This is a genomic window from Dentiradicibacter hellwigii, from assembly GCF_041770905.1.
GTDB lineage: Bacteria > Pseudomonadota > Gammaproteobacteria > Burkholderiales > Rhodocyclaceae > Propionivibrio > Propionivibrio hellwigii.
Window position 1 is genome coordinate 1,195,145 of sequence record NZ_JBEUWX010000002.1, and the last position, 26,816, is coordinate 1,221,960.

At 60.6% G+C, this 26,816-nt stretch carries 27 protein-coding genes; 13 read left to right on the forward strand and 14 right to left on the reverse strand.

Annotated elements, in window-relative coordinates:
- Positions 1-74: 74 nt before the first annotated feature.
- Positions 75-1,358 (forward strand): O-acetylhomoserine aminocarboxypropyltransferase/cysteine synthase family protein, encoded by a 1,284-nt coding sequence (locus tag ABCS64_RS07785; protein ID WP_418891292.1) that lies wholly within the window; start codon positions 75-77, stop codon positions 1,356-1,358.
- 222 nt (positions 1,359-1,580) lie between these two features.
- On the opposite strand, the gene rpmG is transcribed toward ABCS64_RS07785, so the two are convergent.
- The 3 genes from rpmG to radC form a co-directional block, all read right to left on the reverse strand.
- Entirely contained in the window at positions 1,581-1,736 is a 156-nt protein-coding gene (gene rpmG, locus ABCS64_RS07790) for a 50S ribosomal protein L33 (protein WP_418891293.1), read from the reverse strand.
- A gap of 14 nt (positions 1,737-1,750) precedes the next feature.
- Positions 1,751-1,984: a 50S ribosomal protein L28 gene (rpmB, locus tag ABCS64_RS07795; protein WP_418891294.1), complete on the reverse strand. Its 234-nt coding sequence runs from the start codon at positions 1,982-1,984 to the stop codon at positions 1,751-1,753.
- Between the two features lie 570 nt (positions 1,985-2,554).
- Entirely contained in the window at positions 2,555-3,232 is a 678-nt protein-coding gene (gene radC / locus ABCS64_RS07800; RefSeq protein WP_418891915.1) for a RadC family protein, read from the reverse strand.
- Between the two features lie 68 nt (positions 3,233-3,300).
- Here radC and coaBC point away from each other — a divergent pair, with 68 nt between their 5' ends.
- From coaBC to ABCS64_RS07815, 3 genes are read left to right on the forward strand one after another with little or no spacing between them, the layout of a single operon-like run.
- Positions 3,301-4,530: a bifunctional phosphopantothenoylcysteine decarboxylase/phosphopantothenate--cysteine ligase CoaBC gene (gene coaBC / locus ABCS64_RS07805; protein WP_418891295.1), complete on the forward strand. Its 1,230-nt coding sequence runs from the start codon at positions 3,301-3,303 to the stop codon at positions 4,528-4,530.
- Between the two features lie 8 nt (positions 4,531-4,538).
- Positions 4,539-4,991 carry a dUTP diphosphatase gene (dut, locus tag ABCS64_RS07810; RefSeq protein WP_418891916.1) on the forward strand — a complete coding sequence of 151 codons (453 nt, stop codon included), beginning with the start codon at positions 4,539-4,541 and terminating at the stop codon, positions 4,989-4,991.
- A 37-nt stretch (positions 4,992-5,028) separates the two neighbouring features.
- On the forward strand, positions 5,029-5,445 hold the full coding sequence (locus tag ABCS64_RS07815) for a secondary thiamine-phosphate synthase enzyme YjbQ (RefSeq protein ID WP_418891296.1): 417 nt from the start codon (positions 5,029-5,031) through the stop codon (positions 5,443-5,445).
- Positions 5,446-5,710: 265 nt separating this feature from the next.
- On the opposite strand, the gene tfpZ is transcribed toward ABCS64_RS07815, so the two are convergent.
- Both tfpZ and ABCS64_RS07825 read right to left on the reverse strand, forming a co-directional pair.
- A complete protein-coding gene (tfpZ, locus tag ABCS64_RS07820) occupies positions 5,711-6,502 on the reverse strand; it encodes a TfpX/TfpZ family type IV pilin accessory protein (protein WP_418891297.1) in 792 nt (263 codons plus the stop codon).
- Between the two features lie 81 nt (positions 6,503-6,583).
- Positions 6,584-7,015, reverse strand: coding sequence for a pilin (locus ABCS64_RS07825; RefSeq protein WP_418891298.1), 432 nt, complete (start codon positions 7,013-7,015; stop codon positions 6,584-6,586).
- On the opposite strand from ABCS64_RS07825, the gene ABCS64_RS07830 reads away from it, so the two are divergent.
- The gene (locus ABCS64_RS07830; RefSeq protein ID WP_418891299.1) at positions 6,999-7,166 is read left to right on the forward strand and encodes a hypothetical protein; all 168 of its coding nucleotides are present in this window, start codon (positions 6,999-7,001) and stop codon (positions 7,164-7,166) included. The genes ABCS64_RS07825 and ABCS64_RS07830 overlap by 17 nt on opposite strands.
- Positions 7,167-7,184: 18 nt before the next feature.
- Here ABCS64_RS07830 and ABCS64_RS07835 read toward each other — a convergent pair whose 3' ends face one another.
- Positions 7,185-7,670: a pilin gene (locus ABCS64_RS07835; protein ID WP_418891300.1), complete on the reverse strand. Its 486-nt coding sequence runs from the start codon at positions 7,668-7,670 to the stop codon at positions 7,185-7,187.
- 22 nt (positions 7,671-7,692) lie between these two features.
- Entirely contained in the window at positions 7,693-7,932 is a 240-nt protein-coding gene (locus ABCS64_RS07840; protein WP_418891301.1) for a hypothetical protein, read from the reverse strand.
- Between the two features lie 931 nt (positions 7,933-8,863).
- On the opposite strand from ABCS64_RS07840, the gene ABCS64_RS07845 reads away from it, so the two are divergent.
- Both ABCS64_RS07845 and mnmL read left to right on the forward strand, forming a co-directional pair.
- Positions 8,864-10,060: an alpha-hydroxy acid oxidase gene (locus ABCS64_RS07845; protein ID WP_418891302.1), complete on the forward strand. Its 1,197-nt coding sequence runs from the start codon at positions 8,864-8,866 to the stop codon at positions 10,058-10,060.
- 775 nt (positions 10,061-10,835) lie between these two features.
- Entirely contained in the window at positions 10,836-11,912 is a 1,077-nt protein-coding gene (gene mnmL, locus ABCS64_RS07850) for a tRNA modification radical SAM protein MnmL/YtqA (protein ID WP_418891303.1), read from the forward strand.
- An 813-nt stretch (positions 11,913-12,725) separates the two neighbouring features.
- Here mnmL and ABCS64_RS07855 read toward each other — a convergent pair.
- From ABCS64_RS07855 to ABCS64_RS07875, 5 genes are all read right to left on the reverse strand, one after another.
- On the reverse strand, positions 12,726-13,865 hold the full coding sequence (locus ABCS64_RS07855) for a glycerate kinase (protein WP_418891304.1): 1,140 nt from the start codon (positions 13,863-13,865) through the stop codon (positions 12,726-12,728).
- A gap of 66 nt (positions 13,866-13,931) precedes the next feature.
- Positions 13,932-14,087, reverse strand: a complete 156-nt coding sequence (locus tag ABCS64_RS07860) for a hypothetical protein (protein ID WP_418891305.1) — start codon at positions 14,085-14,087, stop codon at positions 13,932-13,934.
- 405 nt (positions 14,088-14,492) lie between these two features.
- Entirely contained in the window at positions 14,493-15,593 is a 1,101-nt protein-coding gene (locus ABCS64_RS07865; protein ID WP_418891306.1) for a PfkB family carbohydrate kinase, read from the reverse strand.
- 42 nt (positions 15,594-15,635) lie between these two features.
- On the reverse strand, positions 15,636-16,322 hold the full coding sequence (locus ABCS64_RS07870) for a bifunctional 4-hydroxy-2-oxoglutarate aldolase/2-dehydro-3-deoxy-phosphogluconate aldolase (RefSeq protein ID WP_418891307.1): 687 nt from the start codon (positions 16,320-16,322) through the stop codon (positions 15,636-15,638).
- Positions 16,323-16,433: 111 nt separating this feature from the next.
- Positions 16,434-17,447, reverse strand: a complete 1,014-nt coding sequence (locus ABCS64_RS07875) for a zinc-binding alcohol dehydrogenase family protein (RefSeq protein WP_418891308.1) — start codon at positions 17,445-17,447, stop codon at positions 16,434-16,436.
- A gap of 388 nt (positions 17,448-17,835) precedes the next feature.
- On the opposite strand from ABCS64_RS07875, the gene zwf reads away from it, so the two are divergent.
- From zwf to yjjJ, 5 genes are all read left to right on the forward strand, one after another.
- A complete protein-coding gene (gene zwf / locus ABCS64_RS07880) occupies positions 17,836-19,230 on the forward strand; it encodes a glucose-6-phosphate dehydrogenase (RefSeq protein ID WP_418891309.1) in 1,395 nt (464 codons plus the stop codon).
- Between the two features lie 445 nt (positions 19,231-19,675).
- Entirely contained in the window at positions 19,676-20,323 is a 648-nt protein-coding gene (locus ABCS64_RS07885; RefSeq protein WP_418891310.1) for an acyl carrier protein phosphodiesterase, read from the forward strand.
- A 130-nt stretch (positions 20,324-20,453) separates the two neighbouring features.
- Positions 20,454-21,356 carry a diaminopimelate dehydrogenase gene (locus tag ABCS64_RS07890; protein WP_418891311.1) on the forward strand — a complete coding sequence of 301 codons (903 nt, stop codon included), beginning with the start codon at positions 20,454-20,456 and terminating at the stop codon, positions 21,354-21,356.
- A 22-nt stretch (positions 21,357-21,378) separates the two neighbouring features.
- Positions 21,379-21,906 (forward strand): hypothetical protein, encoded by a 528-nt coding sequence (locus tag ABCS64_RS07895; protein ID WP_418891312.1) that lies wholly within the window; start codon positions 21,379-21,381, stop codon positions 21,904-21,906.
- Between the two features lie 502 nt (positions 21,907-22,408).
- Positions 22,409-23,737, forward strand: a complete 1,329-nt coding sequence (yjjJ, locus tag ABCS64_RS07900; protein ID WP_418891313.1) for a type II toxin-antitoxin system HipA family toxin YjjJ — start codon at positions 22,409-22,411, stop codon at positions 23,735-23,737.
- A gap of 256 nt (positions 23,738-23,993) precedes the next feature.
- Here the strand turns inward: yjjJ and thiE are convergent, their stop codons facing one another.
- Together thiE and thiM are read right to left on the reverse strand one after the other, a co-directional pair.
- Positions 23,994-24,665: a thiamine phosphate synthase gene (gene thiE, locus ABCS64_RS07905; RefSeq protein WP_418891314.1), complete on the reverse strand. Its 672-nt coding sequence runs from the start codon at positions 24,663-24,665 to the stop codon at positions 23,994-23,996.
- On the reverse strand, positions 24,662-25,510 hold the full coding sequence (gene thiM / locus ABCS64_RS07910; protein ID WP_418891315.1) for a hydroxyethylthiazole kinase: 849 nt from the start codon (positions 25,508-25,510) through the stop codon (positions 24,662-24,664). The genes thiE and thiM overlap by 4 nt, the downstream gene beginning before the upstream one ends.
- 465 nt (positions 25,511-25,975) lie before the next feature.
- On the opposite strand from thiM, the gene ABCS64_RS07915 reads away from it, so the two are divergent.
- A complete protein-coding gene (locus ABCS64_RS07915; protein ID WP_418891316.1) occupies positions 25,976-26,659 on the forward strand; it encodes a histidine phosphatase family protein in 684 nt (227 codons plus the stop codon).
- Positions 26,660-26,816: the final 157 nt, after the last annotated feature.

Consider the following 26,816-nt stretch of genomic DNA (forward strand, 5'->3'; position numbering starts at 1 on the left):
GACAGAGACAATCGGCGCGCTTTTACCACCGTGTTTCCGGCTCCCGGCAACGCCCCTATTCCAGGAAGCCCATCATGAAAATTGAAACGCTGGCCATTCATGGCGGCTACAGTTCCGATCCGACCACCAAATCTGTCGCCGTACCCATTTATCAGACGACGTCCTATGCCTTCGACAGCACACAGCACGGCGCCGACCTATTCGATCTCAAGGTTCCCGGCAACATCTACACGCGGATGATGAATCCAACGCACGATGTACTGGAAAAACGCATCGCCGCAATGGAAGGCGGCATCGCCGGACTATGCTTTGCTTCCGGTATGGCCGCCGTCACCGCCGCCATCCAGACGCTAGCCGAGGCGGGCGACAACATCGTCACGTCCAGCACGCTTTACGGCGGCACCTACAACCTCTTTGCCCATACCCTGCCGCAATACGGCATCGAAGTCCGCTTCGCCGACTACCGCGATCCGGATGCCTTCGGCAAGCTGATCGACGAAAAAACCAAAGCCATGTTCTGCGAGACGATCGGCAACCCGCGCGGCAATATCACCGACATCGGCCGTCTGGCGGACGTCGCCCACGCGCACGGCATTCCGCTGATCGTCGACAATACCGTCGCTTCGCCCTATCTGTGCCGCCCCATTGAGCACGGCGCCGACATCGTCGTGCATGCGCTCACCAAGTATCTTGGCGGACACGGCAACAGTCTCGGCGGCATCATCATCGATAGCGGCAGATTCCCATGGGCCGAGCACCGGCAGAAATTCCGGCGTCTGAACGAGCCGGATATTTCTTACCACGGCGTTACCTATACCGAAACTTTTGGGTCTGCCGCCTACATCAGCCGTGCCCGCGTCGTCCCGCTGCGCAATATGGGCGCCTCCATCAGCCCGTTCAACGCTTTCCTAATCCTGCAAGGCGTCGAAACGCTCGCGCTACGCATGGATCGTACCTGCGAGAACAGCCTCGCCATCGCCCAATTTTTGCGCGGCCATCCAAAGGTCAATTGGGTTAATTATGCCGGTCTGCCGGACAACAGCGATTACCCGCTGGCCAAAAAATACATGGGCGGCCGCGCTTCAGGCATTCTTAATTTCGGCGTAAAAGGTACGCGCTGTAGTGGCCGCGAAGCCGGAGGACGTTTTCAGGATGCGCTTAAGCTCATTACCCGGCTGGTCAATATCGGCGACTGCAAAACACTCGCCTGTCACTCGGCGTCGACGACACACCGTCAGCTATCGCCTGAGGAACTGGCCAAAGCCGGCGTGACTGAAGACATGATTCGTCTTTCGGTCGGCATCGAACACATCGACGATTTAATTGCCGATCTCGACCAGGCACTAAACGCCGCCTGAGCTTATTAGCCGGCCGAGTGGGTTTCAGAGGATCCATCGGGCGCAGTATTCTGGTTTATGTTTTTTGATGCCCCAAGGTCCTTGTGTTTAAAGGGGTTCCAGGCGATTTATGTTTTCTGCCCTAAAAACCAGACCCAGATCCTGAACGCAAAAAAACCTCGCCCAATCACTTGGGCGAGGCATTCCCTGAACCATCGACTTTTTGTTACGTCAATCCAGCGCTTACTTGAGCTTGGTTTCCTTGTACATCACATGTTTACGCGCCTTGGGATCATATTTCATGATCTCCATCTTGCCGGGGGTATTTTTCTTGTTTTTAGTCGTAGTGTAAAAATGACCTGTACCGGCGCTGGATTCGAGTTTGATTTTTTCACGCATGGCTGCACTCCTTTTCAGACTTCGCCGCGTGCACGCAGGTCGGCGAGTACAACATCGATACCGTTCTTATCAATCGTGCGCAGTCCGGCGGTAGAAACGCGCAGCCGCACCCAGCGGTTTTCGCTCTCCACCCAGAAACGGCGATATTGCAGATTCGGGAGAAAACGGCGCTTTGTTTTGTTGTTTGCGTGGGAAACGTTATTCCCAACCATCGGGGCTTTGCCCGTCACTTGGCAGACTCGTGCCATGATGCTTGCTCCAGTTGATCTTGGGGAGAAAAGTGCGCATTCTAATGCAAACACCCTCGAAAATTCAAGCATTTTGTCTTTTTTACGCGCTGTTGGCGCATTGATGCACCCCCCGCTGCACCGCCCAGCATCCGCACGGCGATGCCCGCAACCCCTTATGGATAGGGCATTTCAGAGGAGACGCCCTGAAACCCTTGTAAACAGGGCATCTCCGGGTAGGCACCCTAAAACGCCCACTCCACGCGGGTTTCAGAAGGGATGCCCGGAGATCCTTTATTCACGCGGGTTTTTTATCCACGCGGGTCTCAGAGCCTCTTTTTTGCCCTCTTCCACAGGCGCGGGGTTCAGTTTTACAGGGCATATCAGAGGGAGCGCCCCGAAAGCTTCATATAGCGAATTCACTTAACGTTCGCTACGGCGTTGCTGCGCCTTGCCGTACTCCTTGTACTGTCTGCGGCTTGCTGCCTTGTATCGAAAATTAATTCGCTCCGCTATAGCGGCGCGACTTTGTAAAAAAATCAGGCAAAATCAACACTGTAGTTTTGCCAAGGAAGCCGCTGTTTCAGCGGGCTAGAGCATACTCCGCTCGGCAAAGGATAGCGGCGCCCCCATCCCCGCGACAATGAAATGGTCAAGGACTTTTACGTCAATCATCGCCAAAGCCTGCTTAAGTTCGTGCGTCAATGTGCGATCCGCCGCCGACGGTTCGGCTGCGCCAGAAGGATGATTGTGCGCAAAAATGACGGCGGCGGCGTTATGCGCCAGCGCATGCTTGATGACTTCACGCGGATAAACGCTGGTTTGCGTCAGAGTGCCGGAAAACAAAACTTCGGCCGTAATCAAACGATGCTGCGCGTCGAGCCACAGCGCGAAAAATACCTCATGCCGCAGCCCGGCCAGATGCAGGCGCAAAAAATCGCGCACGGCTGCCGGCGTCGTCAGGCTGCTTGACTGCTGAAGATTCTCCGCCAGTGCGCGTCGAGACATTTCCAGCACGGCCTGTAGTTGCGCGTATTTGGCCGGCCCCATGCCGGGGATGGCGGAAAACTCGGCCTGGCTGGCCGAGAAGAGCCGATTGAGGCTGCCAAAATGGCCGATCAGCTCCCGCGCCAAATCGACGGCGCTTTTGCCCTTGACGCCAACGCGCAGGAACAACGCCAGCAATTCGGCATCGGAAAGTGCCGCCGCCCCTTGCTGCAGCAGGCGTTCGCGCGGTCGTTCGTCTTCCGGCCAGTCAGTAATCGCCATCATCAAACTCGGTTAGAATGCGGCTCCAATAATGCCTAAATTTTCGACAGGACGGAAGGACAACGCACATGGAACGTGCAGAATTGGCAGGCAAGCGCATCGCCTTGGGCATCACCGGCGGCATCGCCGCTTACAAGGCGGCGGAACTCGTCCGTCTTCTGGTCAAAGCAGGCGCCTCCGTACAGGTGGCGATGAGCGAAGCCGCGACACACTTCGTCGCGCCGCTAACGTTCCAGGCGCTTTCCGGCCACCCGGTACTGACCGACCAGCAAAGCAGCTCAATCGACAGCGGCATGGCGCACATTCGGTTTTCGCGCGAATCCGACCTGCTGCTCATCGCGCCCGCCACGGCCAATTATCTGGCGAAAACCGCTCACGGCCTCGCCGACGATCTGCTGACGACCCTGACGCTAGCACGCAACTGCCCACTCCTCGTCGCCCCAGCGATGAACCGTGAAATGTGGGGAAAACCCGCCACACAACGCAACATCGCCACACTGCGCGCAGACGGCTTAACGATTCTCGGCCCCGCCGCCGGCGAACAGGCGTGCGGAGAAACCGGCGAAGGGCGCATGCTGGAACCCGCGGAAATCCTGGAATCGGTCATCGCACATTTCCAGCCCAAGCATCTTGCCGGCAAACATGTCCTGCTGACGGCCGGCCCTACGTTCGAAGCTATCGACCCGGTGCGCGGCATCACCAATTTGTCCAGCGGCCGCATGGGCTTTGCCATCGCCCGCGCTGCGCGCGCTGCGGGCGCCGCTGTCACGCTCGTCTGCGGCCCGGTCGCCTTGCCCACGCCGGCCGGCATCACCCGCATCAATGTCGTCAGCGCGCTCGAAATGCACGCAAAAGTCATGGAATGCCTCCATGCGCAGGGCGCAGATGTGTTTATCGGCGTCGCCGCCGTTGCCGACTACCGCCCTGCCACCCCCGCCGAACACAAGATCAAAAAGGAAGACGGCGCGCCGCCGCCAATCGAACTTGTGCGCAATCCGGACATCCTCGCCGAAGTTGCGGCGCTGCCCAATCCGCCGCTGTGCGTCGGCTTTGCCGCCGAAAGCCAAAAGCTTGCCGAATACGCCGAACGCAAACGCCGCAGCAAAAAAATTCCGCTCATCGTCGGCAACCTGATTCAGGAAGGCTTCGGCGGCGACAACAACGCCGTCACGCTGTTTGACGAAACCGGCGCAACGGCACTACCGCCCGGCAGCAAGGCTGAACTGGCGCACACCCTGATCGAACGTATCGCTAAATTACTGGAAAAACCGGAAAAGCCGGAGAAAAAACGGTCATGAAAAAAACGATACACCGCTGCATCGACGTGCGCATTCTCGACCCGCGCCTCAAAGCCTCCCCGCCCGGCTACGCCACCGCCGGCTCGGCTGGACTCGACCTGCGCGCCTGCATTGCCGAACCGCTCACCATCGCGCCGGGAGACACTCAACTGATTCCATCCGGCATCGCCGTTCATCTGGCAGACCCCGGGCTTGCCGCATTGGTTTTACCGCGCTCCGGACTCGGGCATAAACACGGCATCGTTCTCGGCAATCTCGTCGGGCTGATCGATTCGGACTATCAGGGTGAAATCATGATTTCGGTCTGGAACCGCGGCCAAACGCCTTTCACCCTCAACCCGCTCGACCGGCTGGCGCAGCTGGTCATCGTCCCTGTGCTTCAGGTCGGCTTCAATATCGTCGAAGAATTTGAAGCCAGCGCCCGCGGCGCTGGCGGCTTTGGCAGTACGGGCAAGATTTAGCCACGCCGGAGCCACGCCGGGAATCCGAAAGACGACAATGACCGCCTTCCAGCACACGTTCGAAATCACCACGCCCGGACGCGGCACCCGTGAAATCACCCAGGCCATCGCCGAAATCGTTGCCCGCGCCGGCATCGCCTGCGGGCTGGTCAATGTCTTTGTCCCGCATACGAGCTGCTCGGTCATGCTCACCGAAAACGCCGACCCTTCGGTACGCCACGACCTGGAAACGCTGGCGCAACGCTGGGCGCCCGACGGCGACCCGGCCTACCGTCACGCCGACGAAGGCGATGACGACATGGCGGCACACGGCCGCACCCTGCTCGCCGGCAGCTCACTCATCATTCCCATCACCGACGGCCGGCTGGCGCTCGGCACCTGGCAAGGCATCTATCTCTGGGAACATCGCGCCCGCCCACACCGGCGGCGCATCATCGTCACAGTCTGCGGCTAGCCGCTAGCCGAACGCACAAACAGTCTCGTCACAACTTCGGCAAGCCATATAAGTCTACCTGTCTGAAAGCTCCGCTCAATTCAAAGATCCAGCCATGTCGACAACCATGCTGAAAAACAGGCGAGAACCACAGGCATAGCGCAATCCAACAACTGGTTGGGTTCGTAAAGGCCGTTCAAAGCGCCTTCCTTCAAAATTACTTGGATTCTACGCCTGCCATCAAAGAATCATGCAACAACAGCTTCTCAACACAATAGCAACCGCATCACTCAATACTGGTATCAAGCACCATCAGAATCTGACCGCTGTGCGCCTCAACAAGAACAGCAGCGACTTGGGGTGATCTGGATAATAGCGGCACATACACCACGTCCTTTTCCGACAAATTCTTTTGTGCCATCAGCGCCCTAATGGATGCCTGTTGTGCCGATGTCAGCCGCGGCATGAGATCAGTAACGGATTTACCGATTGCGGCAGCATTACTTGCTGCCTCAGCATAGGGTTGCCACATATCAGCCCGATTGGCAAGAGGAAAACCACTCAATTCCTGCAAGAGGATATCTAGTTTTTCTTCCGCCCGCATCGGTCGCACTGACAGGAAAGTCGGCCCAGTCCACGGCAGATGGCGCATGGCTTCTGGGGCTTTATTGAGAAATTCCGGCAGCAGATCCGAGGCATACACCACCCTGAAACGGGTATATTCAAAAACAACGTGCACTGGCCGCGCCTGAAAAACCACATGCATTCCATACATCAGCGCAGCTGCCTGCAGGATAGCGATGATAAACAGATCGCGCACCAGTTCGCGTCGAGGCTTGGACAGGTTAAAGACAATCAGCGTCAACAAGGGACCAATAACCAGATCAACGCTAATCAATAGAACAAACAGATCAATACCGCCGGATAAATGCTGATGCGGCGTCGGATACCACAGCCAGAATACCAACCCGGCGACAATGAATGCCACGGTAGCGCTAATGACGAAGTGAATACCAGACGCCCTCAGGCGGGTCACCATGCTGTGTCCGATACCGTGATTCAACTGGTCGGCAGACATCGAAAATGCGTAGTCATGAAAAATTGGAAAATCAGTTTTGTGTTTAGTCCGCCTGGCATCAGGCAACCAGAAGGCTACTGCTTACTGACACGAACTGGGTCGAACAGAGGCATCCGCCGTACTGGAACAAACAAAGTCTACCATTGAATACTGCCCGGCCGAGGCCAATAACATTTTTACAGCTGTCAGGCTGAGCGTTTTACCGCGCAGCTTGGCGTGAATACCTGTACTTTTAAATGTCCCTTCGATAACACAATCGTCCACATTGCTGCCCGCTTTGGTGTCAACGCGCGCCAGCACCTTGGTGGCATATGAAGACGCCGGACGAATATTACCTGCATTCCCGGCAGCATTTACCGGGCAGGCACCATTTTGCCCGACATATGTCAGCAGGTCGGCCTTGAGGCCGGCAGCCGTACCCAATCCGTCGATAAACTGGGCGCGCCCGGTGTAATCCTGATATGCCGGCAGTGCCAAGGCAGCCAGGATGCCAATAATGGCAACGACGATCATCAGTTCAATCAGCGTAAAACCGGCAGATGAGCGCAGAGAATTTAACATGGATTCAAAACTCCACGAAAGAAAAGAAATTCAGATGAAAAAGCCCGCAACTGCGGGCTTTTTACTATCTGAAAGAAATCAGGCACACTCAGGAAACCGATAAGCGTGCCATTTCCAAAAACTAGTTCAGAGCCGTTTGGCAGGCGTTCGGAACAACGGTGAAGTCCGCATCCGTCGCGCATTTCCAATCGACGGTTCCCTTTTGGGTTGCACTGGTATCCAGCACGCCTTCACCATTCAGGCGAACCTTCTTGCTGACCAATTTCTTGTTGACGCCCGTAGACTTGAAAGTTGCCGTAATCGCGCAGTCTTTGTTCGCGTCAACACCAGCACCCGTCTCTACTTGGGTCAAATACTTCGTTTCGTATAGAGCCGCTTTCTTAATAGATCCTTGGGCGTCAGTGGCGTTAGCCGGGCATGCGCCATTTTGACCGACATAATCGAGCACGTCGGTCTTCAGGCCGCCGGCCACGGTCAGCGATTCAGAGAACTGCGCACGACCGGTGTAGTCTTGATATGCCGGCAGGGCAAGCGCGGCCAGGATACCGATGATCGCAACAACGATCATGAGTTCGATCAGGGTAAAGCCTTGTTGAATCTTTTTCATTTCAAGTCTCCTTGTTGGTTGGTTAAGTGCTACAACGGAAGTCCCGTTGCCTAAGTACAATCACAAACCGTGCCAGCTCGCATTTTTGTCCGTTTTGTGTGACTTTTTGCTCAAAAATCTCTTTTTTAGGACATGGCGGGTTTTTTCGACCGGCAAATCGTTGACCATTTCGAGCAGCCAAGTGACAAAAATCGTCACTTTCCGCTCCTTGCCGCTTTTTGGCCGCCGGATTTTCCACGCTCGCGGCAACTTTATACGCCATGGTGGCTACCGCAGCGGTCGGTTTTCCACGCTCCTACCTGCCCGCAAACGCCCAATTGACGCGGGTTGCCGGGCCACAGGTCGGAAACACCCAATCCACGCGGGTTAGCGGGCAGCAGGCTAAAAGTCCCCAAGCCAGAAAAACGCTCATGGGTAAATAGCCCGGCATGTGTCGTTTCAGGCTCTTGTACCCGGCACGCAGGCGCTTGCGCGTGTGTTTTTGCATCGATACTCTCCAGTAAAAGGTGATCTTGTAGCCGGCGCGCAGGCGCTTGCGCGTGTAGCGTCAAATATCTAAAAAAACCGTCACCGCGTTGCGCCGCTTTGCCGCACGCCTTGTACTATCTGCGGCGGCAGTCCGGAAGCCCGCGTCTTTTGGGCTTTTCAGCCAGGGCAGCGCTGGAACCCGCGTCCTTTGGGCGTTTGCGGGCAGGCACCCCGGAAACCCTTATTCCACGCGGGCTTCGAGCCTGCTCCGTCACTGCCGGTGTTTGCTTTGTATTACGCGTTAAGCACGCCAGCATCTGTGCGCGGTAGGTTGAACCTCTGAGTCATCCGAACGTCCGCGGCGGATACACCTCCGCACTAGCTGCCCCGGAGTCCGTGTCCTTTGGGCATTTCAGCCAGGGCAGCGCCGGAACCCGCGTCAACTGGGCATTTCAGCCAGGGCAGCGCTGGAACCCGCGTCTTTTGGGCATTTGCGGGTAGGCGTCGCGGAAACCTTTATTCCATGCGGGATTCCATATGGGTTTTGGGCTTGTTCGCCCGCCTTTGCATACCGTTTCTGCGAGCCATAACTGCCTGCCGTTATAATGCGCTTCGTGTTTTTCCGCTGTTTTCCGGCCGTCGGCCGGTTGCTGTTTCTTTATTGACGTCAGTTTTCCGCCAACATTTACCCGCCCATTTGCCCTACGTTCCGCTTTGCCAACATCATGAGCTGCCTGGATTCCGCCCTGAATATCGAAGACCTGCGCCGCCTGGCGCATCGCCGTGTGCCCGCCTTTGCCATGGCCTATGTCGAAGCCGGCGCCGAAGACCGCGTGTCCCTGCAACATAACCGCGACGTTTTCCGGCGCTGGCAGTTCGTCCCCGATGCGCTGATCGACGCGGAACATCGCTCGCTGGGCGTCGATATTCTGGGCGCGCCGGCCGAGCGCCCGTTCATCGTCGCGCCGACCGGCTTTAACGGCATGCTCTATCACCGGGCGGATGTGCTGCTCGCCCAAGCCGCCGCTCAGGCCGGCATCCCTTTTACGCTGAGCACCATGTCCAACGCGGCGATGGAGGAGGTCGCCCAGGCCGCGCCCGGCCTGCGCTTCTGGTATCAGCTCTATATGTTCAAGGATGCCGGCATCAACCGCGACCTGGTGCGCCGCGCCGACGCCGCGGGCAGCGAGGCGCTGGTCTTCACCGTCGACTGCCAGCATTTCGGCAACCGAGAAAACGAGCGCCGCTACTTTCGCGGGCCGATGCAGCTGAGCCTGAAATCCATGCTGAATGCCGCCTGCCACCCCTCCTGGGCGGCCAACATTGTCGGCGGCGCGCGCGGCGTGCCCGGCTTTGGTAACCTCGCCGGCTACTTTTCGGCAGAAGACCGCGCCGGGCGCGGCTCACGCTTTATCGCCGAAAAACTGCATATGGGCCTGCGCTGGGCCGACCTCGAATGGCTGCGCGAGACCTGGCCGCGCAAGCTGGTCGTCAAAGGCATTCTCACCGCCGCCGATGCGCGCCGCGCCATTCGCCTCGGCGCCGACGCGGTTGTGCTAACCAACCACGGCGGCCGCCAGCTCGACGGCTGCGTTTCGCCGATGGACGTGCTGGAAGAGATCCACGCCGCCTGCGGCAACGAGGCGGAAATCTTTATCGACAGCGGCTTCCGACGCGGGACGGACATCGCCAAGGCGCTGGCGCTCGGCGCGCAGGCCGTCATGCTCGGACGGCCGCTGCTCTACGGCGCTGGCGCCGCCGGCCGCGCCGGCATCGACAAGGCGCTGGATATTCTCACCAGCGAGTTGAGCCGCACCCTCGCCCAGCTTGGCGTTGCGAACATCGCCGGGCTGGAAAAACGGCATGTGCGACGGCAACCATTCTTCCGGAGCGACGACACCTCGGGCGAAACCGGGCAGTAACGCTGAACGCCTCCTCCGATGCGCCGCGCAAGGCATCGCACTCTGGAAAGCGCCTTCATCCAGGCGCTTCCTGAAGCGCCGTTTTTGGTTCGACCGATAACTTTGCCGGCGTTGCAACGGCGCTGGCTCTGCCACGACTGCTGCTCTTAGCCTGCCCGCCATTGACTATTCCCGGACGAAGCTCGGTCAAGCCGCCCAACGAAACCTCCGCCTACGGCCGGGCGCCTCTGCGGCGGCGGATAGCATGGATATGGCATGAGTATGAACACAGACGATGCGCCAACGCCTTGCCTGACCCGCCGGACGACGGCAAGCATCCGGGCATCTAACGGTAATTTGCCAACACATCGTTCCCTGCAAAGCCGAACCGCGTAGCGGGAAGCCAGTGGCCGACCGCCGAGTAAGGCCGATGAAAGTTGTAACGAAGCATCTAAGGCGCGATCTCATCAGCGCGATGCGCTGATGAGGGGTAACGATAAGCATCGGCCCAATCGCGCAGCAGCATCTGGATGAACCGCCCAGCCCTGCCAGGGGTGCGTGGCGTCTAGGGCTGGGTGCAAAGGTGCGTGATCTCCAGGCGCGCCAGCCGCCTAGCAAAGCGCCATGACCGATAGGCTGCGCCATTGTCGGCCATGACCCGTTCTGTCTTTACGCCCAGGCTGCGGTCATCAGGCAGCGCCGCCATGCCTTGAGCGGGCCGGGCTGCGTCTCAAAAGGCAGGATGCCCTAAAATACCCGCGCTGCCATACCCGTGCCGCGTATTCACCGAATCAAAATGACGCTTGCCCCCCTGCCCGCATCGTCCCGCCATCCGTCCGCTGCCGAGCGGGCGGTCACGCCGGAATCCGATATGCCGGGAATACCCGCCGATTTCCGCGGCCGTCGCTACCATGCTTATAACGACTGGGCTAAAGCGCATCACGGCGGGCGACTGCAAAAGATTTCGCTCGACGCCGGCTTCACCTGCCCCAACCGAGACGGCACATTGGGGCGGGGCGGTTGCAGCTTCTGCAACAACGCCGGCTTTACGCCCAGCTACCTGCGCGAGCAGCGCGACATCCGCCGGCAGATCGACACCGGCATCGCCTTCATGCGCCGGCGTTACCCGGAGACGGCGGGGTTTCTCGCCTATTTCCAGAGCTATTCCAACACCTATGGCGATCTCGAACAGTTACGGCGGATGTACGGCGAAGCGCTGGCGCACCCGGACATCCGCGGCCTCGTCATCGGCACCCGCCCCGACTGTCTGCCGGATGCGACGCTGGATTATCTCGCCGATCTGGCGCGCGGACGGCCGGTCGAGCTGGAAATCGGCATCGAATCCTGCGATGACGCGGTGCTCGCGGCATGCCGGCGCGGCCATGATTTTGCCTGTAGCGCCGATGCCATCCGGCGTGCGGTGCAGCGCGGGCTATTCGTCACCGGCCACCTGCTGCTCGGCTTGCCGCTGGAGACGCCGGCCGGCCTGATCCAGGGCGCCCAGGCGCTGTCCCGCCTGCCGATCGACGCGCTGAAATTCCACCAGCTGCAAATCGTGCGCGGCACGCGGCTGGCCGTGCAATACCGGCGCGCGCCGGACAGCATCGCGTTGCTTTCGCCGCCCGCCTATCTCGACGCGGTAATCGATATGCTCGAATACCTGCCGCCGTCGGTCAAAATCCAGCGGCTAGGCAGCGAAGTGCCGCCCAAGCTGCGGCTCTCGCCCGACTGGGGCCTGCGCCTCTCGCGCTTCCCCGCCCTGCTGGAAGCGCGCCTGCGCGAACGTGGCACCTGGCAAGGCCGGCGTTTTCGGCAGGCGCCTGAGGAAAGCGCGGAAGGCGCAGGTGCGGCGCGTATGAAGAAAACGCCATAGTCCGAATTTGACGCGCGCGGGACGAGCGCAAGCCAAGGAAAACGAAGGTGCGCCGCCCGCTTCCTACCAAAGCGCGCCTGCCAGCCGCAGCGGAGTGAAATAATTTATCGGCCTGTGCTCCGCGTCCTTTGGGCGTTTCAGCCCGGCCGCCTCTGAAGCCCTTGTCAATCGAGCATTTGCCGGCAGGCAAGCTGGAAGTGCCCGTAAATACTTGGCCAGCGGATAGGCAGGCCGGAAACCCACGTAAACACTGGGCTGGCGGGCAGCCCTTCCGGAGATGCCCATTTTACGCGGGCTAGTGGGCACCCTGCCGACGGCAAATACCCGCCCCACTCGGACGCATGGCAAGTGGTTTTGCTGGCTTTTCCGGCGGAGCAGTTTTTCATCCGCCCAATCTCCCTGCCGGCAGATTGTGCGTGTTCGGATGCCAAGCGCGGGAAAATTCTCAAAGGCAAACCGCCGCCGGCCGTATGGGTCAGGCATGCGCCTGCCAGCCGCAGCGGAGTGAAATGATCCGTCGGCCTGTGCTCCGCGTATTTTGGGCGTTTCAGCCCGGTTGCCTCTGAAGCCCTTGTCAATCGGGCGTTTGCCGGCAGGCAGGCTGGAAGCGCCCATAAATACTGGGCTGGCAGATAGGCAGGCCGGAAACCCACGTAAACACTGGGCTGGCGGGCAGCCCATCCGGAGATGCCCGTTTTACGCGGGCTAGCGGGCACCCTGCCGACGGCAAATACCCGCCCCACTCGGACGCACGAAAAGTGGCTTGCCGGCTTTTCCGGCGAAGCGGTATCAGGCCGGCAGCCGCCGGCGCGGCTAGACCGTCCGCGACGCTTTGATGATGCGGCACAGACGGGCGGCGGCGGCTTCGATCAGCGCTTCGGCATCGTCGATGCATTCGGCGAGATGCATCGGTTTGTCGCAGATGCTCATCACGGCGTCGATGCCCTGCGCCAGAATTTCGTCCGCGCCTTCGCCCAGGCCGCCGGAAATGCAGAACACCGGCACGCGGTAACGCTTGGCGGCTTTGGCCACACCGACCGGCGCCTTGCCAAAAGCCGTCTGAAAATCGGTGCGCCCTTCGCCCGTCAGCACAAAAGCGGCGTCCTTGACCCGCGCATCGAAGCCGACGGCTTCCAGCACGATTTCCACGCCCGGCCGTAAAACCGCCGGTGTGAAGAAGCGCAGCCCCGCGCCCAGGCCGCCGGCCGCGCCGGCGCCGGGCGATTCGGCAATGGGCCGCCCCGTCGCCCGCTCGGCAATCTGCGCATAGTGCGCCAGCGCCGCATCCAGCTCGGCGACCATTTCCGGCGTCGCGCCCTTTTGCGGGCCGAAGACGGCCGATGCGCCGCGCGCGCCGCAAAGCGGATTGTCGACATCGCAGGCGACGACGATTTCCGCTTCCGCCAGACGCGGGTCGAGGCCCTCCAGATGGATCGTCGCCAGCCGGGCGAGCGCTGCGCCGCCTTCCGGCAGATCGTGCCCGGCGGCGTCGGTAAAGCGCGCCCCCAGTGCCCGCGCCATGCCCGCACCGCCGTCGTTGGTGGTGCTGCCGCCGATGCCGATGATGATTTTGCGCAGACCGGCATCGAGCGCGGCGCGGATCAGTTCGCCCGTACCCAGAGTCGTCGCCACGCGCGGATTGCGGCGATCGGGCGGAATCAGCGGCAACCCGGAAGCCGCCGCCATTTCGATGACTGCCGTCCGGCCATCGCCGAGCACGCCCCAGTGCGCCGTCAGCGCTTCGCCGAGCGGGCCGGTGACGCGCGCATGGCGCAGCTCGCCGTGCGTTGCCGCCACCAGCGCTTCGACCGTTCCTTCGCCGCCGTCGGCAATCGGCACCGGGTCGATAACCGCGTCGGGGAATATCCGTGCGATGCCGCGCTGCATGGCCGCCGCCACGCCCGGTGCGGAAACGCTGCCTTTGTATGAATCCGGCGCTACGACGATACGCATCATCATCTCCCCCGTGAAACGAACGCCTGCACGAAGCGTTGAAAAAATCCGCCGCCGGTCAGTCCGTCAGCGTTTGCGGCGCAAGACTTTTTCCGCCTTGTCCGCAATATGCGCTGCCGACAGACCGTATTTCGCCAGCAGTTTCTCGTAGTCGCCCGACTCTGTAAAGGTATCCTCAATGCCGACAAATTCCTGCGGCACGGGGCAGTGTTTGACCAGCACTTCGGCGACCGTCTTTGACCATTGGCGACATGGCGGAAACTGACAACACGCATCCTACCTAAATTCCCTCAACCTAGCCGGTGCGGGCGGCGCCAGAGGGTTTAAGGAGGCCTTGTGTGCATGGTACCGTAATAAATAGATCCCGTTTCCCTTGACGAACCGCTCAAAGCTGCCAACGCCGAGCATCCGACCACGGATCATCACATGCCTGAATTTCAATATTGCAACTGGGGCGGTTCAGACGCTTCATCCGCCTGCGCATGGGTCGATGCTGGCTTGAATGCATCGCCCGGCGGCAGCGAATTTTTACCGGAGCACAACAAAGCTCGCCCAACAAAAAGCCGCCCCACGGACGGCTTGTGCTGCTTGTTTATGGTGGCGCGGCGATGGCTGCCACCGGCCGCATCAGCGGATTACCCGGGCGCCTTTGCCTTTCATCGCGGCTTCGACCTCCTCGACGCGCACCATCGATGTGTCGCCCGGCGTGGTCATAGCCAGTGCGCCGTGCGCCGCCCCATATTCCACGGCGGCCTGCGGGCCTTTGCCTTCCAGGAAACCGTAAGCCACACCGGAGGCAAAACCGTCGCCGCCGCCCACGCGGTCATAAATTTCCAGATTGTCACGCTTCATCGACTCGTAAATTTTGCCGTCGAACCAGAGGATGGCCGACCAGTCGTTGATCGATGCCGTTTTTGCGTTGCGCAGCGTCGTCGCCGCGACCTTGAAGTTGGGAAATTCGCCGACGGCCTTCTGGATCATTTTGGCGAAAGAGCTTGTTTCGATTTTCGTCAAATGCTCATCGGCGCCTTCGACCTCAAAGCCGAGGCAGGCCGTGAAATCTTCTTCATTACCGATCATCACGTCGACGTACCTGGCAATTTCGCGGTTAACGCGCCGGGCGGCCTCCTTGCCGCCCTGGCTCGTCCACAGCGAGGCGCGGTAGTTGAGGTCATAGGCCACCACCGTGCCGTATTTTTTGGCGACCTGAACCGCTTCGATCACGGCTTCGGCCGTATTCGAGGCGAGCGCCGCAAAGATGCCGCCCGTATGGAACCAGCGCACGCCTTCTTCGCCAAAGATTTTTTCCCAATTGATCTCGCCGGGGCGAATCTGTGAGGCGGCGGAATTGCCGCGGTCAGAACAGCCGAGGGCCGGACGGATGCCAAACCCCTTTTCGGTGAAATTGAGACCGACGCGGGTGTTTTTACCCAGCCCGTCAAAATCACGCCAGATAACGTGGCGCATATCGACGCCGCCCTGCATGATCAAATCTTCAAGCAGCCAGCCAAGGTCGTTCTTCGGAATGGCCGTCGCAACCATTGCGCGCTTGCCCCAGCATTTGCGCATGGCGCGGGCAACGTTGTATTCGCCGCCGCCTTCCCAGACCTGAAAGCTGCGGGCATTGCGCACGCGGCCAAACCCCGGATCGAAACGCAGCATGATTTCACCAAAGGCCGCACAATCCCATTGGGCATCGCCGGCGGGTTTGACGATGAGTTCGCTCATGGAAAATCCTTTCTTTGCTCTCTTGGCTATTTTTGATCGGGCTTACTTACCGGCAAGCTCGGACTTGATGCGGTTGACGAGGGCGATCGTCTTCCGGAAATTTTCCTCGATCCCCTGGTAATCCTTGGCTTCAAGCAGTTTTTTGGTGATGAGGTTGGAGCCAATACCGCAAGCGACAATGCCGGCGCTAAACCATTTGCGCAGCGAATCTTCACTGGGATCGACACCGCCGGTGGGCATGATGCGCGTCCAGGGCATCGGCCCCATGACGCTCTTGACGAAATCCGGCCCGCCGACCGATGCGCCGGGAAATACCTTGATGATTTCACACCCCAGTTCCTGGGCATTGCCGATTTCCGTCGCCGAGCCACACCCTGGGCTGTAGGGGATACCACGCCGGTTACACAGCCGCGCCACTTCTGCATTGAGCATGGGGCCGACGACAAATTTTGCGCCATAGGCGATATAAAGCCCCGCCGTCGGCGCATCGCACACCGAGCCGACGCCCATGATGACCGAAGGATCAGCCTTGGCGAAATGCCGCGTCACCCGCAGGAAAACGTCGGCAGCAAAATCCCCGCGATTGGTAAATTCGATGCATTTCGCCCCCCCATTGGCGCAGGCCTGGATGACGTTGATGCACACCTCTTCATCCGGATGATAGAACACGGGGATGACGCTTTGCTCAATAATCGCCGTCAATACGGCCAGTCTGTCTTTGGCTGCCATGTTTCTCTCCTGTCAATTTTCTGGTTTCAAGCAACCGACATCGCTACGCGAGTCGCCCGCCCATCTATAGAAGCAGGCCGAAAGGCGCATCTCGGCACATGCGATAGCGTATCAAAACACGCAGGTTACTTTCAGATATTTTTCCGGGTGTTCGGAAATATCAGCCACGATGGCAGGCGTTTCTGCCAGCGGGACGCTGCAAGTCAACAACGCGCCGACATCGATTTTGCCTTCGGCAATCAGACGCAGGCTTTCCGGAAACTGGCCGACACTGTTACGCGAACCGCGCACAGTCAGCTCTTTTTTGGTAAAGAGCGCCGTCGGCAAGGGAATTTCCGCCTTTGGCCAGCCGACCAGGGCGATATGACCGGCGTAGGAAACATAATCTAGGGCGCTGCGAATGGCCGGCGCAGCGCCAGAGCATTCGATGACGGCCTCGGCCATACGTCCCTGTGTCAGCGTCTGAATTGCCGCCAGAACATCGGCGCCGGCTGGGTTGAGCGTATGCGCCACGCCGAGCGCATGTGCGAGCGACAATCGCGCATCAACCGGGTCAACGATGACCGGAATGGCGCCCAGCGTCAGCGCATACTGCGCCGCGAGCAGGCCGATCTGTCCGGCGCCCGTGATGACGACATGTTGTCCAGCCTTGACTTCGGCCTGCCTGACCGCATGCATGGCAATGACCAGCGGTTCGGCCAGCGGCGCCAGATGCCACGGAATGCCCTCCGGCACTTTGTGCAGCAAATGACGCGGATGCGAAATATATTCGGCCATGCCGCCGTCGATATGTACGCCGCGCACGGTCAGATGCTCACAACAGTTGGTATGGCCGATCGAACACGGATAACACTTTCCGCAGTAAACATAAGGTTCGATGATGACCCGTTCGCCGACCTTGAACAGCGTCTCGTCCGGCGCCACCTCGACCACCTCGCCGGCAACTTCGTGCCCGATGATGCGCGGATAAGACACCAAGGGATTCACGCCCTTGTAGGCGCCGATATCGGAACCGCAAATACCGGCGCTACGCACGCGGATCAACACTTCGTCGCGGCCGCGCCGTTGCTCGGGCAGATCGACCAAGGCAATCTCGCCAGGAGCGCTGAGACAAACGGCTTTCATGGTTTCCCTCACATCAAAAATTGGCCAGCACCTGCAATCCCACGAGCGCAGGGGACAAACGTTCACCAGCGCCAGCGGCGCGCCGAACACCGCACGAAACGGCAGAATTTTTCGCACGTCGCATACACCGATCCTGAGGCCGAACAGCTTACGTGCCGGAAACACGGTCATTCCCAAAGACAGCGTCATTGCTCCGGCCAACAGCCGGAAGGCCATCATATACCGAAATACGCCGAGCCGATGCCGAGAACACTGACCGCTGTCGCCCGAGGACGCGCCAGCCCCGGTATTCCGGCGCACGCCATTTCCCTGCGCAGCGGCATTGAGGTATTCTGCGCGGCGCGCTGTTCACGCTGGACAGACCGACTTGACGATTCAGGAAGACGATATGAACTTTACTCCGCAAAAAGCCAGCCCCTGTGACGCGCTGGTGCTCTATGGCGTTACCGGCGATCTTGCCCGCAAAAAGATTTTTCCTTCGCTCTATGCCATGGCCAAGCGCGGTACGCTGAACGTCCCCGTCATCGGCGTCGCCTCATCGCCGTGGACGCAGGAGCAGCTTTGCCAGCGCGCCACTGAGAGCATCATGGAAAACGGCGGCATTGACGATCCGGAGGCCATGCAGACGCTGCTCTCCAAGCTTAGCTATGTCAGCGGCAATTACAAAAACCCGGCAACATTTGCCATGATCCGCGAGGCGCTCGATCTGGCGGAGCGTCCAGCGCACTACCTCGCCATTCCACCGGCGCTGTTCGAGACGATGATTACCGGCCTGCGCGATTCCGGGCTGGCAAAAAACGCCCGCCTGATCGTCGAAAAACCCTTCGGCCGCGACCTTAAATCGGCGATGGAACTCAATCGCATCGCGCTGTCGGCCTTTCCGGAAAACTCGATATTCCGCATCGATCACTACCTCGGCAAAGAAGCGATCATGAATATCCTGTATTTTCGCTTCGCTAACGCTTTCCTGGAGCCGATCTGGAACCGCAATTACATCGACAGCGTGCAAATTACGCTATCAGAAAAATTCGGCGTCGAAGGGCGCGGCGCGTTCTACGAAACGGCCGGTTGCCTGCGTGACGTCGTGCAGAACCACATGTTCCAGATCGTCGCCCTGCTGGCCATGGAGCCACCAGCCTATCGGGGCTACGGCGCCGTGCATGACAAGACCGCCGAAGTCTTCCAGTCCATGTGCCCGCTGAGCGCCGAAGACATCGTGCGCGGTCAGTACGAAGGCTATAAATCCGAGGCCGGCGTCCCCCCCAATTCCGACGTCGAAACCTTCTGCGCCCTGCGCCTGTTCATCGACTCCTGGCGCTGGGCCGGCGTGCCCTGGTTCCTGCGTGCCGGGAAATGCCTGGCCGAAACCGCCGCCGAGGTAGTCGTCCAGCTCAAGCCGCCGCCACAACGCCTGTTCAACGACTCGCAGCACAACGGCCCGCCCAACTATCTGCGCTTCCGCCTCTCGCCGCGTTCGGCAATCGCCCTGGCAGCGCGCGTCAAGCGCAGCGGAAAAGAATTCATTGGCGAACAGCGCGAACTGTTCCTGCTCGACGAATATCTGGCGGCCGAAACGCCTTACGAACGCCTGCTTGGCGAGGCCATGATGGGCAACGGCGCCCTGTTCATCCGGCAAGATGCCGTCGAGGCCGCCTGGGCCGTCGTTGAACCGATTCTTGAATCGCACCCGCTAACGCAGCCCTACGCTCCCGGCAGTTGGGGGCCGCGCGCGGCCGACCGGCTGATCATGAATCAGGGCGGCTGGTTCAACCCGCTGACATAGGCACACGATCGGGCTCTCGTACGGTCAAGGCTGCAATCGTATAGGCGGATACGCAACGCAGACAGGTCAGACACCCGCCGAAGTCAGGCGGCGAATCGAGCCTATCGGCAATCATCAACGCATTTGCAGCACGATGCCTGCGCAGTCAGCCTGAGCGCCGAGTGCGCCGAGCGCGCCGAGCGCTCCGCAAGCGAGCCCACGGTTTTCACGAAAATTCACTTTCATTTTTCTATCAGCGGCAAAGTGTTTAGCTCAATGTTCAGCTCAAGCCAGAGGTCATCGCCCGCGCCATCGCGCCACCACGCTTTCCCAGGAAAAATACGGCGCTGCCTCGATCATCCTTGCCCAAAGTGCTGAAATCAGCCACGACTTTGCAATCATTGAAACGGCATGATGGCCGAAAAATGCCTCTCAACAAGCCAATGCCCACCAGCAGTTGCGCCCGATGAATTTCCTTGCACATACCGTACTGGCCGGGGTTGACGAGGCCGATCGCATCGGTGGTCTGCTCGGCGACTTCATCAAAGGGCCGCTCCCCGCCGGCCTGCCGCCGGCGTTGGCATCGGGGGTCGCCCTGCACCGCGCCATCGACGGCTATGCCGACCGGCATCCCGCTTTTCTCGCCAGCCGGGCGCGCGTCAGCTCCCGGCGACGGCGCGTCGCTGGCGTGTTGGTCGACCTTTTCTACGATCACCTGCTGGCGCGCGACTGGCCAGGCGAACCCGCCTTCCGGACAAAGTCCTCCAGCACGGCAACAGAAACCGGCGATGCCCACCCGCCGCTCGCCGTCTACACGGCGGCAATCTATGCCGCGCTGCCGGCTTACCTCCACGTCCTGCCCGCACCCGCCCGCGCTGTCGCCGAACGGATGTGTCGGGAAGACTGGCTGACGCACTACCGAAACCCGGCCGCTGTCGCCCGAGCGATTGACCAAATGTCGATCCACCGGCTCAAACGCGCCAATCCGCTGGCAGGCGGTTTTGAGGAATTTCTCGCCGATCCGGACGGTTTCGCCGCCGATTTCCGCGCTTTCCTGCCCGATGCGCTCGCCTTCGCCGCGCAATGGCGGGAGCGGCGTTCCAAGGCGTCATGACTCGCCTTCCTTATTTTTCCGATCCGCCCGAAAACTGGACGCCCAAAAATATCTGGTATTCTGCACGTGCTTTTGCCTTCGCTGAATGCGGAGCGTTTTTCTTTCGTTTTTACTGATTGAAAGTGACATCATGAGTTTGACAAGAATCGCCGTCGTTGGCTACGGCAACATTGGTCATAGTGCCGTAGAAGCCGTGCGCGCCGCGCCGGATATGGAACTGGCCGGCATCGTCCGCCGTTCCGCAGCCGCCGTCCCTTCCGAACTGGCGGGCGTTCCCATCGTTACCGACGTTTCAGCGCTCGGCAAGGTCGATGTGGCGCTGCTTTGCTGCCCGACGCGCAGCGTTCCCGATACCGCGCCCGAGTACCTGCGCCGCGGCATCCACACCGTCGATAGTTTTGACATTCACGGCGAATCGCTTTTGGCGCTGCGCAAAAATCTGGACGCCATTGGCAAGCAACACAACAGTGTTGCCGTCGTTTCCGCCGGCTGGGATCCGGGCAGCGATTCGCTGATGCGCACGCTGCTGCTGGCGATGGCGCCGAAAGGGCTGACGTACACCGATTTCGGCCCGGGCATGAGCATGGGGCACTCGGTTTGCGCCAAATCCAAGCCGGGCGTCAAGGATGCCCTGTCGATGACGATTCCCGCCGGTTCCGGCGTGCATCGCCGCATGGTCTATGTCGAACTGGAAGCCGGCGCGGATTTTTCTGCCGTAGAAAAAGCCATCAAGAGCGACGACTACTTTATCAAGGACGACACGCACGTTTTTGCCGTCGAAAGCATCGATACGCTGAAAGACATGGGCCACGGCGTGCGCATGACACGCAAGGGCGTCAGCGGCGTCACGCAAAATCAGCGCTTTGAATTCCGCATGACGATCAATAACCCGGCACTGACCGCCCAGGTCATGACCTCCTGCGCACGCGCCGCCGCGCATCACCTGAAGCCTGGGGCTTACACCGTGCCGGAGATCGCGCCGATGGATCTTTTGCCGGGTGATCGGGATACGCTGATCAAGACACTGGTGTAACCATAGCGGGAAGCATCGCCGCTTGACCCGCCGCCGGTTTTATCCGGCCGACCATTCATCTGGTCGGCGGTCGGCGGCGAGTGCGGCAGCCAGCACAGCGCTGGCCTGCGCCGGATCGGGCTGGCCGCAGATGGCCGAAACGACGGCAATGCCGCGCGCCTCCGCGGCAAAGAGTTCGCCACATCAAATGAATCAACAAAAGGGCAAAACACCCGACGCCCCCGCCACCGACGAGGCTCTCATCGGCGACTTCCGCCGCGCGCTCGACAACATCGCCGCGCTTGCCGACACCCTGAATTTCCCCGGCTGGACGCGCACGTTTCGCGCCGCGCGCCGCGCACTCGATGACGAAACGCTGCCCGCCACCGAACGCCTGGCGCGGGCGTTACAAGGCTCGCAAGTCTTTGGCGGCATGGGCTCGTGGCTCGACTCGCCGCCCGCCGTCGCCTACGAACAAGGGCTTTCCGCCACATACGACGATGCCACCGAGGCCCTCTTAGACATCCGCGAACGCAGCCAAAAATTCCTGCGCCGCCATCCGCAGCAATAGCCCAATGGCGGCTTCTACCCCTCCCGCCAAAACTCGCACAAATAGGGAAGAAAACATAAAACGCCCGGAAATCCTTTAAACATAAGGGCTCCAGTGCATCAAAAAACATAAATCAGATTTTTGCACCCGACAGATCGTTAGACAAACGACCGTCGGGCATCAATGCCCGACAAAAAACTCGCCGCCAACTCGCCGTCTTGTCTTTCGGCAAAGTTAAGCCGCTATTTACGTCTTCGGAGCGCTCCTCTAAAAACCATTCAAACAGACCAGAAAACATAAATCGCGCCGAACCCCGCTAAATACAAGGGGCTCAGCGCATCAAAAAACATAAATCGTTCTCCGCTCCTTTTTTAAAGGGAAACAACCCGCAGGGCTGCGGGATGAGCAGTCTATTTTTTTACATGGCAAAGGAAGCCGCCATCGCTCGCCTTTGCAAGGGGAGCCACAGCAAATTATTTGTAATATACTATTCACCAATCTATTCATAATTCTATTCATCACCATGCCTGATTACGCCGAAACCATCCGCCAAACGCTTACGCAAGGCGTAGCAACTCCTTCGCAACTAATTGATTCTATTAAAATTAGCCAGCCGACTTTGTCGCGCCAACTAAAAGCGCTGGGCGATGAGGTGGTGCGCATCGGCAAGGGAAAATCTATTCAATATGCGCTGCGTGACCGGCGCCACGGTCTGCCTGAAATGCCGGTTTATCGTGTCGATGGCGCGGGTAAATTGCTGTTTCTGGGGCAGTTACTCGCGATCTATCCGCAAGGCTTTGTGATGCAGGAGGCATCGGGGCGCAGTGTGCGTAGCGACGATCTGCCGTGGTGGCTGTACGATATGCGCCCGCAGGGGTATTTGGGGCGGGCGTGGGCGCGCCAGCATGCGCAGCGTTTTGATTTTCCTGAAGATATTCGCCGCTGGGCCGACCACCATGTGCTGCGCGCGCTGCTGGCGGATGGCGTGGATATGAGCGGCGATTTGCTGATTGGCGAAGCGTGCCGCGCGCGTTTCTTACATATGCAAGCGCCTGAGCAGGTTGAAGATAAAGCCCGGCGCTATCCTGAGCTGGCGGCGCAGGCGGCAACGGGCGAGTTGGCCGGCTCTTCCGCGGGTGGCGAGCAGCCGAAGTTCACAGCGTACACGGCAGACGGGCATGTGATTGTGAAATTCAGCGAAGCGGAGGCGGGTTCCGTGAGCGAGCGCTGGCGCGATTTGCTGCTGGCGGAATATTGGGCGCTTGCCACCTTGCGCGCGTCGGGGCTTGACGCAGCGGCAAGCGCGATTATTGATAGCGCCGCACAGCGCTTTCTGGAAAGCACGCGCTTTGACCGCGTCGGCGCAACGGGGCGCGTGGGGCTGCATTCGCTCACCGCGCTGGATTTGCAATTTACCGGCAACGCATCGGAAGGCTGGGTGGGAGTTACGCGCGCGCTGGCGCAACAGGGCGTGATTACGCCGGCAGCGGCCGAACGCGTCGCGTTGCTGTGGGCATTTGGCACGCTGATTGGCAACAGCGATATGCACGGCGGTAATCTTTCTTTTATCGATGATGGCGCGCCTCCCTACCGCCTCGCACCGGTGTATGACATGACGGCGATGGCGTTTGCGCCCACCAGCGGCGGCGGATTGCCCGCTGCCTTGCCCGCGCTGACCCTGCGCGCCGACATCACCCCTGCGCAGTGGCGACAAGCGCTTGATCTGGCGCGGCAGTGGCTGGCGCAATTGCAGGCGGACGAGCGCTTAAGCGCACGCTTTGCTCCGTGTATTCAAGCGCTTGAACGCCACCACGCCGGCGCCGCCGCACAACTGGCGCGACTGGCGGTTTAATTTAAACGCGAGTCATGGGCCGGCAAGGCGCCATGCGGTTCACGCGCTCAATCGGCCACGGCATCGGGCGGGTGACGATGGGCGCGCATCAGGCTTCCGGCAAACGGCGTCAACAGGGCGTTTCCAGGCACCCCCTCTGAAACCCGCGTGGATAGGGCATTTCCGGGTACCCTGCCCGGAAACCCTGATAAATAAAGGGCTGGCGGGCACCCCCCTCTGAGATGCCCTGTTTACAAGGGGCTCCGGGCATCCCTTATTAACCTGCATTTAACCTGCATGCAGCCGGCGCAGTTTTCAGTGCAGTGGCGAGTGCGACGGCCAGTGCGGCGCTGGCCTGCGCCGGATCGGGCTGACCGCAGATGGCCGAAACGACGGCAACGCCGCGCACCCCCGCAGCAAGGAGTTCGCCGCAATGCACCGAACGGATGCCGCCGATCGCCACGACCGGCAGGGCCGTGGCCGCCGCCAATTTGCCAAGGCCGGCGATACCCAGGGCTGCGCCTGCATCCGGCTTGGTACCGGTCGGAAACACCGGCCCGACGCCAAGATAATCCACGCCCGTGGCCGGCACAGCGGCCAGCTCGGAAAAATCCGAGACCGAGACGCCTAACAGTTTGTCCGGCCCGATCAGGCGGCGCACGTCCGCTGCCGGCAGATCATCCTGGCCGACATGCACGCCATCGGCGTCGGCCGCCAGCGCCACGTCGACCTGGTCGTTAATAATCAGCGGCACACCGAGCGGCGAGAGCGCCGCCTTGAGTTTGCGCGCCGTTTCCAGCCACTGTTTCTTCTTCCAGTGCGGCGCACGCAACTGCACGGCCGTCGCGCCGTTTTCCGCCGCCAGCCGTGCGGTTCGCACCATGCCGTCCGGGCTGCCGCACAGATCGGGGTCCAAAACCAGATAGAGCGAAAGATCGAGTTTTTTCATATCGCCCGCCCCCGCAGGGCTTCCGGATCGAGGCGGTACAGCGCATCGAGAAAAGCGCCCTTCAATGAGCCGGGGCCGTCGCTTTCCGCTGCCGCCCATTCGCCGCACAGCCCGGCGATGGCGCAGGCGGCGGCGACGGCATTGAGGCGGCTCGTGCGGCTGTGCGCACCAGCCGTCAGTGCGGCCACCAGGGCCGAGAGCGCACAGCCGGTGCCGACTACGCGCGTCATCAGCGGATGCCCCCACGGCGTCGCCCAGACGGTTTCGCCGTCGGTGATGTAATCCGTCTGCCCGGTGACGGCGACGATGGCGCCGCTCGTCCGCGCCAGCTGCCGTGCGGCGTCGATTGCCGCTTCCGAGCGAGCGAGAGTATCGACGCCGCGCCCGCCCACGCCGTCCGCACCATCCGCGCCGTCCGCGCCATCCGCGCTGTCTATTTCGCAGGCAAGCGCAAGGATTTCCGAAGCGTTGCCGCGAATCGCCGCCGGCCGGCTGGCCAGTAATTCCCGGCAAAACTGCGTGCGGTACGCCAGCGCACCGACCGCCACCGGATCGAGCGTCCACGGCACATCGGCCTGAACGGCTGCCGCAACGGCCAGGCGCATCGCGGACAGCCGCGCCGGATAGAGCGTGCCGACGTTAATCAGCAGCGCGCCGGCGTGCGCGGCAAATGCGGCAACCTCTTCCTCCGCGACGATCATCGCCGGCGAGGCGCCGGCCGCCAGCAGCACGTTGGCGCTGATTTCCTGAACGACCTCGTTGGTCAATAAATGGACGAGCGGCGCACTGGCGCGAAAGCGCGCCAATTCGTCGGCAGCGATGGATAGCGGCAAAATTTCCGGCATGGCTGATCTCCCTCAAGACATGAATGGCGGCAACGGCGCCAGTATAGTCGAAGCAATCAGCCTCCTATAAATACAGCACTCCCTGCCCGGCAGACCGGATTCCTTGCAGTGACGGACATCGCAGAAGCCGCATGCCGGCGGCACGGCACCCCACAACCCGATTGCCTTGCCGTGTATTTGCCCTGTATTTGTCTTATCTTGACGCTCGCCGCCCCCCTGCCGCCGCTCCCGCGGATGCTTCCTATCCCTTTCGGCATCGTTCTGAAAACGCCTGCCCGCGCAGCCTTTCGCGCGCTTTTTCATGCCTCTCGCGCTGTCTTTTATGCCCCCGCCGTCGGGCAAGACAAGCTTCGTCGGGTGCGTTATGCTGTCATTCGGCGCCGCCATGCGGTAGTGCTGAATGAAACGCTGCGCCGCCGCGACACTACAGCCCGGCGCACCGAATGACGCCTATCAAGGAACCCGATGAACCCGCTGACCACACCGCCCGCCGCCCACCCAGCCGCAACACCGCCGATGCGCCTGTGTCTCGTCCGCCACGGCGAGACCGACTGGAACGCCGAGCAGCGGATGCAGGGGCACAAGGATCTGCCGCTAAATGCCTGCGGACGCGCTCAGGCGGAACAGGCTGCTCGTCAGTTCACCGGCCTGCGCGCCGACGCCATTTACAGCAGCGACCTGCAACGCGCCTGGCAGACGGCGCAGCCGATTGCGGCGGCGCTGGGGCTGACGCCCACGCGCCTCATAGCCCTGCGCGAACGCAACTACGGGCGCTGCGAAGGCATGGTGCGCAAAGACGTGGCGGCGACCTATCCCGAAGATGCGCGCGCTTTGCGCGAGCGCCTGCCGGATTACGTACTGCCCGGCGGCGAAAGCCTGCGCCAGCACCAGCAGCGCATCTACGACTGCATCGACGCACTGGCCGTAAAGCATGCGGGGGAAACCGTCATCACTGTTACGCATGGCGGCACGCTCGACCTTGTCTATCGTCGCGCCAACGGCATTCCGCTGGAAAAGGCGCGCGATTTTCCCATCCCGAACACCGGCATCTGCTGGCTGGATATTTCTCCCAGTGCCTGGCGCATCATCCGCTGGGCCGACACCACACACCTGGCGCACGGCGCCCTCGAAGTTTCTGCGGACTTCTAAAACGAGGCGCTTGATAACCGGCCGGAAGCCCGTGTATTTAGGGCATTTCCGGAGGGGTATCCTGAAACCCTTGTAAACAGGGCATCTCCGGACGGGTGCTCTGAGATGCCCTATCTTCGCGGGTTTCAGATGGGGTATTTCGAATACCCTTGCATAG